The sequence below is a fragment of the Streptosporangium sp. NPDC050855 genome (assembly GCF_044456585.1).
Classification (GTDB): domain Bacteria; phylum Actinomycetota; class Actinomycetes; order Streptosporangiales; family Streptosporangiaceae; genus Streptosporangium; species Streptosporangium longisporum.
On sequence record NZ_JBITFY010000035.1, the window covers coordinates 39,801 to 51,303 of the forward strand.

Below are 11,503 nucleotides of genomic sequence, written 5' to 3' on the forward strand. Positions count from 1 at the left end.
CGTCAGGACCGATATATACCGCTACGTCCCTACATAAATATATTGCATATTTTTCTCTGTATCTTGCAGAATAACATCTTGAAAATTCTGTGATCTATGGGCAAGGCGGCTCGTTGTGCCGGAGAGTTCAAGGTGTCCATGACGGGCGATGGCAGTGAGACACCGCTGATCCGGGCGGAAGGGCTCAAAAAGACGTACCCGCCCAGGGACAGGCGGACAGCCGGGTTCCAGGCCGTGGCCGGGATCGACTTCCACGTCGACCGGGGGGAGGCCTTCGGATTCCTCGGTCCCAACGGGGCGGGCAAGTCCTCGACGATGCGCATGCTCGGCTGCGTCTCCACGGCCACCGCGGGAACTCTGCGCATCCTCGGCATGGACCCCGCGCGCGACGGCCGGAGCATCCGGGCGCGCCTGGGCGTGGTCCCGCAGGACGACGTGCTGGACCCCGATCTCACCGTGCACGAGAACCTGACGATGTACGGCCTGTACTTCGGGCTGCCCCGCCGCGTGATCAGGGAGCGGGCGCAGCGCCTGCTGGAGTTCGCGCAGCTGGAGGAGAAGGCGGGCGAGAAGCTGGGGGCGCTGTCGGGCGGCATGCGGCGGCGGCTGACGATCGCCCGCTCCCTCATCAACGAGCCGGACATCCTCCTGCTTGACGAGCCGACCACCGGGCTCGACCCGCAGGCCCGGCACGTGCTGTGGGACAGGTTGTTCAGGCTGAAGCAGCAGGGAGTGACACTGCTGCTCACCACCCACTACATGGACGAGGCCGAGCAGTTGTGCGACCGCCTGGTGGTGATGGACAAAGGGCTCATCGCGGACGAGGGGTCACCCCAGGAGCTCATCCGCAGGCACTCCACGCGCGAGGTCTTGGAGCTGAGGTTCCGGATCGACGAGCACGAGCAGGCCGCGGAGAAACTGCACGACCGAATCCGCACCGACGAGGGAGAGCGGGTGGAGGTCCTGCCGGACCGGGTGCTGGTCTACACCCATGACGGTGAGGCGACGCTGGCCGAGGTCACCGCCGCACGGATGACCCCGATCACCGCCCTGGTCCGGAGATCGACGCTGGAGGACGTGTTCCTGCGCCTGTCCGGCCGGACCCTGACGGACTGAAGGCGGACGACACATGCCTATGTTCCTTCGCGAGTTCTCCTCGTGGATGCTCCGCTACCGCCGCACCTGGAAGGGCACCATCGTCATCAGCGTGGCCAACCCGCTGCTCTTCCTGATCGCCATCGGCGCCGGGCTCGGACAGCTGGTGGACCCCTCATCGCTGGGCGGCCTGACCTACCTGGAGTTCTTCGCCCCCGGGATGCTGGCCGCCGCGGCGATGCAGAACGCCTACGTCGAGGCGGCGTTCATGGTCCACAGCTCCCTGCGACAGGGCAAGGGCTACCTGGTGGCCGCCGCGACCCCGCTGGAACCCCGCGACATCATGGCCGGGCACCTGCTGTTCATGGCGTTCAGAATCGGGACGAGCGCGCTGGCCTTCGCCGTGGTCATGGCGGCCTTCGGCGCCGCCCGCTCCCCGTGGGCCGTGCTCGCCGTGCCCGCCGCCCTGCTCACCGGCATGGCCTTCGCGGCCCCGCTGGCGGCGTGGACGATCACCGTCGACACGTTCGGCACCCTCAACACGGTGTTCCGGTTCGTGCTGATGCCGATGTACCTGTTCTCCGGGACCTTCTTCGCCATCGAGACACTCCCCGACTGGCTGCGCCCGCTGGCCTACGTCCTGCCGCTGTGGCACGGCGTCGACCTGTGCCGCACCCTGAGCCTGGGCACCGCGACCCTCCTCACCTCCGCGATCCACGTCGGCTACCTGGCCGCACTCACCGCCGGGGGCATCGCGGTGGCCCTGACCACCTACCGGCGCCACATCCACATCTGAGGGGGATCACATGGTGCAGAGCACGATGCTGAACAGCCGATCACCCGCGCCGCCGATCGTCCCCCGCTGGGGTGGCGCGCACTTCCTGGTGTTTCGCAATCTGCGGGTGCACACCGGGAGCAACCCGTGGACCATGGCGATGTACTCGATCTTCGAGCCCGTCCTGTACCTGCTGGCCATAGGCGTCGGCATCGGGCAGCTTGTCGGAAACGTCAACGGGGTGGGCGTCACCTACGCCGCGTTCGTCGCACCCGGCCTGCTCGCCACGGCGGTCATGAACAGCGCCCTGTACGAGACGATGGAAGGCGCCTTCGTCAAGTTCACCCATGAGCGGTTCTACCGGGCGATCCTGTTCACCCCCGTGTCCCTGACCGGGATCATCGCCGGCGAGGTGGCCTGGGCGGTACTGCGCGGGTTCGTCACCGCGGCCGGGTTCCTCCTCGTGATCACGATGTTCGGGCTGGTCTCCTGGTCGAACGCCCTGATCGCGGCGGCCGGGACACTGCTGGTGGCCTTCGCCTTCGCAAGCGCGGGACTGGCCGTGACAACGCGCATCAGGGCCTGGTCCGACTTCCAGTACGTGCAACTGGTACTGCTGCCGATGTTCCTGTTCGCGACGACGTTCTACCCGGTCACCGTCTATCCCCGGGCGGTGCAGATCCTCGTGGAGCTGCTGCCGCTCTACCACGCCATCGGGCTGCTGCGAGGGTGCGCCCTCGGCCAGATCGACTCCGGCATGATCGTGAGCGTGGCTTATCTCCTGACGCTGGGAGCGCTGGGCCTCGTGGTGGCCCGGAGGCGGTGGGCGCGCGTCATGCTGCACTGAAACCGCACCGCACGGACGGGTCGATGCCAGCCGAAATCGGGGCCGGCGAACAACTCGACGGCTCGGTTCACAACGGTCACCATGCGCGACATGCCGCAGGACACCAAGGTGGAGTCCGTGATCCACACGGTGTCCGTCCAGAAGTCGCTGTCCGTTGCCAGCTCCCGGATCATACGCTCGACCAGCGGCAACGCCGCGCATGAGCGCTTGTTGTCCTCAAACTGCTGTGGAAGGTATGAAAACAGGGCGGCCAGGCGCTTGCGGGCGAAGCGCAGCCAACACGCCTCGAAACGGAAGCCGAGCAGGGGCCTGGGCCACGGCCGGGCAGACGAGTTCGCAGTCGCTGAGCAGGAGCGGTCGTCCCATCCACCGCGTTCCCCCCGATCTCATCGTCGATCTTCACGCACAGTACGGTCAAGAGGGTCTCAAGGTCCGTCGTCACAAACGGATCATCGAGACCCTCGCCCCTTTCCCGTGACCGGACCGGGAAGCCGGACCGTTTCCTACAAGGGGCGAGGGGCGAAGCCCGGGCCGTATCTTGCTCCGCGGGAGGCTGCGTGCAGGCGCGACTCGTTACTGTTCGGCCATGACGTTTCCCGCCGCGCGGTTCAAAGGATGCTTTCCCGAGCTCTTCGGGTTCGTGCTGCTCGATGCCACAGGGCTCGACGACGTCGGTGCCGGCAACCCCGTCGGCAGGAATCTGCTGCAGCTGTTCAGCACGAGTGAACAGGGCGATCAGGTCGTACGTGACGGCATCGCGATTCCCGCGCAGAACATCGATCCCGGCTTCTACACCGTGCTCGTACGCCATGCCCGGAGTCCTTCACCGTGGCAAGACCCCAAGGTGACATCCGCCGGGTGGGCTCTGCACGTCCGGTCACAAGAGCTGCTGCTGTGTGGCCTGGGCCACCTCACGAAGTGGACGCCCGACGATCCCCGGCATCGTCGCATTTCCGTACCACCCGGCTGGTACGAAGTGGAAGTCCGCGGGCACCTCGTGGATCCCGACGATCCTGACGACGCCGCCTACGAGTTCGTCCTGAGCGGTCCGACCAGCGTCCGGCCCACGTTCCATGCCCGCCTCGACCACGGCCTCACCCTCATCGGCAACGACTGATCACATCGGACTCATTCGTCTAGGAGCTGTAAGCGGGCGTGTCGGCGGGCGCCGGCGACCGGACGCCGCGGATGATCAGGTAGAACATCAGGCCGAACTCCGCGAGCCACGTGGGAGCCGACACCACGTCGCGAACGAGACCGGGAGCGGCGGGCAGCGCGAACGCGATCACCGGATCGACGACCCAGGCGAAGCCGCCGATGACGAGCAGCACGCCCATCGGCTTCGGGAACAAAGGTGAGCGCCAGGCGAGGTACCCCATGGGCAGCAGCCACAGGCCGAAGAAGACACCGCCGAGGGTGTAGCCGTACCCGTGCAGTTCGAGCAGCAGCGACGCCATCCCATCGGCCCGTGCCGGACCGGTGGCCACCTGCAGCGCCCCGAGGTGGAAGGCGAGGTTGAGCAGGATGGAGCCCGCACCGACCGACACGAACACCAAGAGCGCCGTCGCGGCGCGCTCGTCGACGTGGTGCAGCAGGCGCTGCAGGACAAGGCCCAGGAAAACAAAGACCACCGCCATCAGCACGTCCGCGGCCAGGCCCCAGCGCAAGAGCGTTTCGTGGTTCACGATGTTGGCGGCCGTGGCGGCGGCGTCGCCGGGCACGCGCACACCGCCGCGTACGAACAACTCCGCCCAGGTGCCCAGGGCGGCGAGCGCCAGGTACAGCAGACCGGCGGTTCTCGCCAGCGTCGTGGGTCTGGTCATGGCTTCTCCTTGTGGCGTGGAGCCTGTGGTGGGGATGACGGCTTCAACCTTGCCCGGCCGAAACCTCGGGCAACTCCCCACAAGGGCTCGGCCGTCTCCACCTCTGGGTGGAGACGGCCGAGCCCCGCGACGGGCCCGCAGCCTCCCCGGGAACATCTAGGCTCCAGTCATGTCCAAACCACCGCGTCCGTGGTCCCGTGCCTGGCGTTATCTGCTCGCGACAGTCGTCGGCATGGCGGCGTGGGGTGCGATGACCGCCGTGGTGCTGTCTGAGCCGCTGACCGCGGCCCAGGAGGACGTCGTGGGCGCGGTGCTGGTGCTCGACCTCGCGCTGGGTGCCGTGACACTCGCACTCCTTCCCCTACGGCGCCGCCGTCCCCTGGTCGTGGCATGTCTCGTCAGCGCCGCCTGTGCCGTGTCGGTGACGAGCATGGGCACGACGGCGCTGGCCGTCGCCTCGATGGCCACGCGGCGGCGGCGTTCCCAGGTCGCGATCGTCGCGGCCGTGTTCCTCGCGGGCTCGATCGTGTCCGAGTTGCTGTACCGGCCCCGTTTCCACCTGACCGAGGGCGGTGGCCCGGAGGCGGCGAGCGGCATCGTGCTCGGCGGGGCCTTCTTCGCCGCCGCCGTGGCCACCGGATACTACATCGCCGCCCGTCGCGAGCTGGTCGACTCCCTGCGCGAGCGGGCGCTCACCGTCGAACGAGAGCAGGCGCTGACCGCGAAGATCGCCCGCGACGCGGAACGGACCCGGATCGCACGGGAGATGCACGACGTGCTGGCGCACCGGATCTCCCTTGTCGCGCTCCACGCCGGAGCGCTCACCTACCGCGAGAACCTCGGTCGCGAGCAGACGGCCAGGACGGCGGAGACCATCCAGGACAACGCCCAGCTCGCACTGGCCGAGCTGCGGGACGTGCTGGGAGTCCTGCGGGCGGACGGACCCGTGGACGTCGCCGTCGAACGACCGCAGTCCACGCTGGCGGAACTGCCCGCCCTGCTCGCCGACGCCCGAGAGGCGGGTTCGGCGGTCCGGCTCGACAGCGGGGAGGTGCTCACGTCCCACCTCCCCGAAACCCTGTCGGGCACGGCGTTCCGGATCGTGCAGGAGGCTCTGACGAACGCCAGGAAGCACGCCCCCGGCGAGCCCGTCGTGGTGCGGCTCGCCGGCACCACCGGGAGTGTGCTCGAGGTCGAGGTCCGCAACCTTCTCGGTGACCGGGCGCCCGGGGACCCGCCGTCACCGGGAGTCGGCCTCCTGGGGCTCGCGGAGCGCGTCGAGCTGGCGGGCGGGACCTTCTTCCACGGGCCACGGCCGGACGGGTCCTTCGTCGTGACGGTGAGGCTGCCATGGCCGAGCTGAGCTCAGTACGGCTGGTCGTCGTCGACGACGACGCGCTGGTGCGAGAGGGGCTCCGGTTGATTCTGGGCGGCGCCCCGGACATCGACGTCGTCGGCGAGGCGGCCGATGGGCGGGACGCGATCGACGTGGTCATGCGCGAACGACCCGACGTCGTCCTGATGGACATCCGGATGCCCCGGATGGACGGGCTGGCCGCCACCCGCAGGCTGCACGAGCGGGGGACGTCGGCGCGGATCATCGTCCTGACCACGTTCGACACCGACGAGATGGTCCTGGTGGCATTGCGCGAGGGCGCGGTGGGATTCCTGCTCAAAGACACCAGGCCCGCCGACATCGTCGCTGCCGTACGTCGCGTCGCGCTCGGCGAGCCGACGCTCTCACCGAGCATCACCGGCCGGCTCATCACGATGGCCACCAGGCAGGTGGATGACTCCCGGCAACGCGCGGCCCGCACGCTGATCGCCAGACTGACGGATCGTGAACGACAGGTCGCCCTCGCGGTCAGCGAGGGGTTGTCCAACGCCGAGATCGCCGAGTCGCTGCACCTCGGTCTCGCCACCGTCAAGACGCACGTCGGAAGCGTGTTCGCCAAGCTGGAGGTCACCAATCGCGTCCAGGTCGCCCGGTACGTGCACGACGCCGGGCCGGAGCCGGGATCCTGATGAGTTCCCTGCCCGGTGGCACCCGGTGCCGTGCCCGCCGAGCAGGCCGCGAGCGCGTGAGCGGGACCCGCCCGGAGCGCGGTCCGGGATTCCCGCTGTGGCGGGCGACCTCACGCCGACGGCGTCGGGTCACCGCGGCGTTGAAACCGTAATATCTCAGCCCGGTGAGGGCTCACCCGGCTGCTGGGACATGCCCGGAGGCGGAGGACCATCAGAAGATGATTCGAAGTCGTTCGTAACATTTGGAGGCCTCGGCCCACTTCCTGGTGTTGAAGCAAATTACCCCGGACGAAGGGGGGCCAGGCGGTGACGGACGACTCACAGCGGTTCACCACGATGTACGACGAGTGCCGACAGCGGGTCTGGGCCTACGTGGTCAGTCAGGCGGGCCGCCGGATCGCCGACGAGGTGGTGAGCGAGACGTTCGCGATCGCCTGGCGGCGGTTCGACGCCATACCGGAGCCTGCGCTGCCATGGCTGCTCGGCGTGGCCCGCAACGTGCTGCGGGACAACATCCGCACCGAGATCCGGCGAGAGTCGCTCGCCGGCGAGTTGCGCGCGTGGACGGAGGAGGACCACGCCGACCAGGTGACCGAACGTCTCACCGTCATGACCGCGCTCGCCTCGTTGAACCAGGACGAACGCGAGCTGCTGATCTTGGTGGCTTGGCAGGGGCTCTCGCCGCGCGACGCGGCACGCGTCATCGGATGTTCCACCGGGACCTTCCGGGTGCGGCTCCACCGGGCCCGCAAACGGCTGGCCCAGGCGATGAAGTCGGCACCGGCGGTCCGTCCCCCGTCCCGGGTGCACAATCTCACGGAGGAGTGGTCATGAACCCGATGGACCGACTGCGGGCGGCCCGCCCGGCCCGTCTCGATACCCCGGTCGACGAGCGCACCCGGGCTGCCGAGCTCTCCTACGCCATGTCTCAGGCCAGGCCGGCGCGGATGCGCAGGACCCGCGTCCCCAGGCCCGTGTGGGCGCTCGGCCTGGCGGGTGTGGCCGCCACCGCCGTGGCTGTGACGATCACCGCGACCGGCGGCACGACACCGGCCCCGAGTTCCTCGGCCGTGGCCAAAAAGGAGCAGCCGGTGAAGCGGTCGTCGGCCAGGCAGATCCTCCTCGTCGCGGCCGAGTCCTCCCTCAAGGCCCGCCAAGGCAGCGGGGCCTACTGGTACGTCGAAAGCACGGGCGGCAACGCTCAGCAGGTGGGCACCAAGGTGCCCTACACGGTGAACAGCCTGGGCCGCAGTCAACGATGGATCGCCCGCTCTCCGAAGCAGGAAAGCTGGTGGGTGTCCCAGAACCTGGACACCAGGCCCGCGCCGGGCTCGGAGACCGCCTGGAAGCAGGACGGCTCGCCGACCGAATGGACGGTGACCATGGCCGACAGCAAGGCGCGCCTGCTCATCAAGGCCAAGGGGGGCGAACCCGTCGGCAACGTGATCAACGACGGCGACAAGGTCGCCGAGCTGGCCGGTGAGAACGTCTCGGTGGCCGAGCTTCAGGCCCTGCCCACGACAGCGGCCGAGTTGAAGATGTACTTGCTCAAGGGGTACCGGGGGCACGGCACCGAGTCCGACGACCCGCAGGATGCCGACTCCTGGCTTTTCCAGGTGACCGCGGGCCTGTTGAGCGACCTGCCCGTCAAGCCCGGTGTCCGGGCCGCAGCCTACCAGGTGCTCGCCGGGCTGAACGATGTGCGATCGCTGGGTGAGGTGACCGACGCGCTGGAGCGCAAGGGCCAGGGCGTCGCCCGGGCCGAGAGGTGGCCCACTGGCACGTTCGAGCGGCAGCTCATCGTCGACCCGGACACCGGCATCCTGCTGACGGACCGGTTCGTGGCTGTCGCCCCGACCGGGACCTACGGCTGGGCGAAGCCGGGCACCGTCGTCAACTGGAACGCGATCATCAAAGCCGAGTGGACCGACCGGAAGCCGGTCAAGCCGTAACGGCCGGCGGTTCCGCCGCTTGGACACCGAGGCGGGATCGACGACCTGCCCGGTGGACGTCATCACCCACCGAACCGTCGGCCTTCCACGCCGCCCGGCCCCGTGCCCGGTGAAGGCCGGCTCGGGTAGCGCACCCCGTCGGCGATCCACCACAGGCGCCAGTCACCAGGTAGGGCCGGTGGTGGGGGCTGCGACGCCCTTGCCGAGGAACCGCGCAGCCGAACCGGCCGCTGGCCCGCAGGTGCTGACAACCGTCGTCACCGAGCACCGCCACCCGCTGGCCATCCACAGAAAGGTCCGCAACCATCCGGCCGAGCCCAGTAACGTCGTTTTCTGTTCGCTGCTCACGCCCCTTCACCTGCCGGAATCCCCGTTCTCATGGGAGATTCGCCGGGTCCAGAACGCATCGGCGGGAGTGGCGCTGCCCTGGGCGGGTGGCGAGCACCGCACCGGCCTCGACCTAGGCTTGGATGAGGCCGCTGCTCTCGGAGCATTCGTCGGGCGCGGGCCTCCCCCGCCGCGGGCTTGGAGTCCGTGACCGGCGCGCTGAGGCCGAAGGTACGCGCCCCTAAGGACGACATGGCCGAAGCAGATCGGTTCCTGGCGATCATCGCCGACCGCACCGAGCCGGATGCGTTCGACACGGCGGCGGCCGAGGCGCAGGACGGTGAGGACGTGCGGGGGCCGGCGGGGTGGACGCATGGCGATGTTCAGGTGCTGAACCTGTTGTGGGAGCACGGGGTGGTCACGGCGGTACTCGATTGGGACCGGCTTCGGGTCCGCCCCTACGGTGAGGAGGTCGTGCGGACGGCGCGGGTGCAGTTCGCCGCCGCCGACGGGCGTTGGGACCTGGAGCGGGTGCAGGCGTTCGTCGCCGGGTACCGGTCTGTGATACCGATCTGCGACGCGGATCTGGTGGACGCGGTTGAGCGCCAATGGTGGGATTGCATGCCCGGGTTTTGGCAGCTCACCTGGCACTACGACAGGAATGATCACAACCCTGATCGTCTGTGGGCATCGGGAGAACGGCTGCTGCACTGGTGGAGTGCACGCCGGGATCAGGTACGGGCAGCGTTCACGAAAAGCTCGTAGGTTCCGTGTGGCTGCGCTCTGCGCTCCACGTGCGGCACACGCCCGGTTTGGTGGGCTGGCGCCGCGAGCTGGTGAGCGCGCGGATCAACCTGGCCGTCCCGGTTGTCAGAGCCCGCGATGAGATGCGCTCCCTGTCGAAGCCTCAGGGGCGAGGAGGGTCGTGAGTTTGTTCAGGAAGCGCTCGAGGCCCGGGTCGAAGACACCCTCTGGCCAGGATGCTCGGTCATCGAGCGGCACCCACCGTACCTCGCTGAACTCGCGCAGATCGGGCACGACCGGCTCCTCCCGGTTGGCCAGGAACAAAAACCAGAGCGTGACGTCGGTGTGGGTGTTTGGGCCCCGTGTCTGGGTGACGGTCAAGAAGACCGGGTCATCACCGAGTGCCGGGTGGAACGGGGGTTCGATCTGCAGTTCCTCCGTCAGCTCGCGCCGAGCTGTGGAGCGTGGATTTTCAAGATTATCTACGTGGCCGCCCGGGAAGAGCCACGCCTGGGCGAGCAGGTGGTAGACGATCATGATCGAGCGGGTCGGCTCATCGAACAAGACGGTGTAGACGACCAGGTGGCTGGGTGGCGTCGCTGGTTTTTCCACACGCCACAATTGCGTTCCAGAGTCGATCCAGGCGAATACCCACGCCTGGTCGGTGGCTTCTTGTGGGTCGTGTGGTCGCATGGCGGCGACCAGCTCACGCACCGCCGAGCGGGCGTGCTCTTCGGCCAGCGAACTCATTGCCTTCCTTCCCGATCATCGACCTGCGGGCGTGCTTGGCTGGTGGGCCAGCGGACGCGTGAAGTGTTCTCCCTCTGCGATGCCTCCCGGTGGTCCACTGACGCCTGCGCGAGCGCGGGCCACCGCGGCGGCGCTGGTTCGCCGCGCGACCGCGGCATCAACGCGACGGGAACGCCATGAGCGGGTAGCCGATTCTCCCAGACGTCGTCAGCGGTGTCGCGGCCTGAGGTGCTCAACGGATCTGACCATGCACCACATCATCACCTACTCCGGTGCACGCGGCCGACATCTTGAGCAGGAGCTGAAGGACCCCAACAGCTACAGCCTGCTGGGGTCCATCACCATGACCGAACCGCGCGCGTTCGCCCGCCGTCTGGCCGATGCTGGAGCGCACAACGGCGTCGGCACGTTCGATTTGTGCGCGACCTCGGCCCACCCGGCGTGTCGGGTGCTGAACCTCGCGTCCTGCCCGGCCGCCGCCGGCTGGACCGCCTGCTGGCCGTGGTGATGGGCGGCGGCGACACCGAAGAAGCGCTGCGCTACGCGCAGATCATCCAGAAAGAGGCCTTGGCATGGACCCCGCAGCACCCTTGAGCACGCCGCCGGCAGCCGGGCCGGGGCTTGCCGGCGACCCGGACTTTGTCCGCCACACCTTCGTGGTCATCGACTTCGAGGGACTGACCCCGGCAGGTCGCCCTCCTGTGCCAACCGAGGTCGCGGCCTTGGCCTTGAAGACCAGGGACGGCGAGGTGGTGGAGTCCTGGCGGTTTCAGTCCCTGATCCGCCCGCCCACTGACGTGCCGGTGACCGACTTCGACGTCCGCCAGACCGGCATCACCGCCGCTATGCTGGCCGATGCGCCAGGTCCCGAGCACGTCATGGCCGACCTGGACGCGCACCTGACCATGCCGCCCTACCGGCTCATCGCCCACGGCGCCGGCACCGAGGCGACGCTGATCGCCCACCAAGGCGCGCACTGCCCGGCGCTCGCGGCCGTTCCGTTGCTGGACACCGTCCGTTTGGCCCGCAGCATCTACCCCGAGCTGTCCTCCCACGGCCTGGACGCGTTGGGGGGCTCGCCCCGAAGTGTGGACACCGGTTGTTATGCGGCGAGCAGCACCCCATCGATGGTCTGCTGCTCGTAGTCGATGGGGCTGAGGTAGCC

Annotated in this window: 13 protein-coding genes; 11 read left to right on the forward strand and 2 right to left on the reverse strand. The window is 68.5% G+C overall.

Features of this window, described 5'->3' with window-relative positions:
- The first annotated feature begins 138 nt into the window (after positions 1–138).
- The 4 genes from ACIBCT_RS38570 (at position 139) to ACIBCT_RS38585 (ending at position 3,834) form a co-directional block, all read left to right on the forward strand.
- Entirely contained in the window at positions 139–1,116 is a 978-nt protein-coding gene (locus ACIBCT_RS38570) for an ABC transporter ATP-binding protein (RefSeq protein ID WP_399196982.1), read from the forward strand.
- 13 nt (positions 1,117–1,129) lie between these two features.
- Positions 1,130–1,891 (forward strand): ABC transporter permease, encoded by a 762-nt coding sequence (locus ACIBCT_RS38575; RefSeq protein WP_399196983.1) that lies wholly within the window; start codon positions 1,130–1,132, stop codon positions 1,889–1,891.
- 10 nt (positions 1,892–1,901) lie between these two features.
- Positions 1,902–2,717: an ABC transporter permease gene (locus ACIBCT_RS38580; protein WP_399196984.1), complete on the forward strand. Its 816-nt coding sequence runs from the start codon at positions 1,902–1,904 to the stop codon at positions 2,715–2,717.
- A 586-nt stretch (positions 2,718–3,303) separates the two neighbouring features.
- Positions 3,304–3,834, forward strand: a complete 531-nt coding sequence (locus ACIBCT_RS38585) for a hypothetical protein (protein WP_399196985.1) — start codon at positions 3,304–3,306, stop codon at positions 3,832–3,834.
- A 19-nt stretch (positions 3,835–3,853) separates the two neighbouring features.
- Here ACIBCT_RS38585 and ACIBCT_RS38590 read toward each other — a convergent pair whose 3' ends face one another.
- On the reverse strand, positions 3,854–4,540 hold the full coding sequence (locus ACIBCT_RS38590; RefSeq protein WP_399196986.1) for a DUF4386 domain-containing protein: 687 nt from the start codon (positions 4,538–4,540) through the stop codon (positions 3,854–3,856).
- Positions 4,541–4,709: 169 nt separating this feature from the next.
- On the opposite strand from ACIBCT_RS38590, the gene ACIBCT_RS38595 reads away from it, so the two are divergent.
- From ACIBCT_RS38595 to ACIBCT_RS38615, 5 genes are all read left to right on the forward strand, one after another.
- Positions 4,710–5,903, forward strand: a complete 1,194-nt coding sequence (locus ACIBCT_RS38595; protein ID WP_399196988.1) for a sensor histidine kinase — start codon at positions 4,710–4,712, stop codon at positions 5,901–5,903.
- Entirely contained in the window at positions 5,891–6,565 is a 675-nt protein-coding gene (locus ACIBCT_RS38600) for a response regulator (RefSeq protein ID WP_399196989.1), read from the forward strand. Before ACIBCT_RS38595 ends, ACIBCT_RS38600 begins: the two co-directional genes overlap by 13 nt.
- 306 nt (positions 6,566–6,871) lie before the next feature.
- Complete coding sequence (locus ACIBCT_RS38605) at positions 6,872–7,399, forward strand: RNA polymerase sigma factor (RefSeq protein ID WP_399196990.1); 528 nt, start codon at positions 6,872–6,874, stop codon at positions 7,397–7,399.
- Entirely contained in the window at positions 7,396–8,517 is a 1,122-nt protein-coding gene (locus tag ACIBCT_RS38610; protein WP_399196991.1) for a CU044_5270 family protein, read from the forward strand. The genes ACIBCT_RS38605 and ACIBCT_RS38610 overlap by 4 nt, the downstream gene beginning before the upstream one ends.
- Positions 8,518–9,051: 534 nt before the next feature.
- A complete protein-coding gene (locus ACIBCT_RS38615; protein ID WP_399196993.1) occupies positions 9,052–9,609 on the forward strand; it encodes a phosphotransferase in 558 nt (185 codons plus the stop codon).
- A gap of 105 nt (positions 9,610–9,714) precedes the next feature.
- Here the strand turns inward: ACIBCT_RS38615 and ACIBCT_RS38620 are convergent, their stop codons facing one another.
- On the reverse strand, positions 9,715–10,338 hold the full coding sequence (locus ACIBCT_RS38620) for an NUDIX domain-containing protein (RefSeq protein WP_399196994.1): 624 nt from the start codon (positions 10,336–10,338) through the stop codon (positions 9,715–9,717).
- A gap of 247 nt (positions 10,339–10,585) precedes the next feature.
- Here ACIBCT_RS38620 and ACIBCT_RS38625 point away from each other — a divergent pair, with 247 nt between their 5' ends.
- Together ACIBCT_RS38625 and ACIBCT_RS38630 are read left to right on the forward strand one after the other, a co-directional pair.
- Entirely contained in the window at positions 10,586–10,846 is a 261-nt protein-coding gene (locus ACIBCT_RS38625; protein WP_399196995.1) for a hypothetical protein, read from the forward strand.
- Positions 10,847–10,910: 64 nt separating this feature from the next.
- On the forward strand, positions 10,911–11,483 hold the full coding sequence (locus ACIBCT_RS38630) for a PolC-type DNA polymerase III (RefSeq protein WP_399196996.1): 573 nt from the start codon (positions 10,911–10,913) through the stop codon (positions 11,481–11,483).
- Positions 11,484–11,503 lie beyond the last annotated feature (20 nt).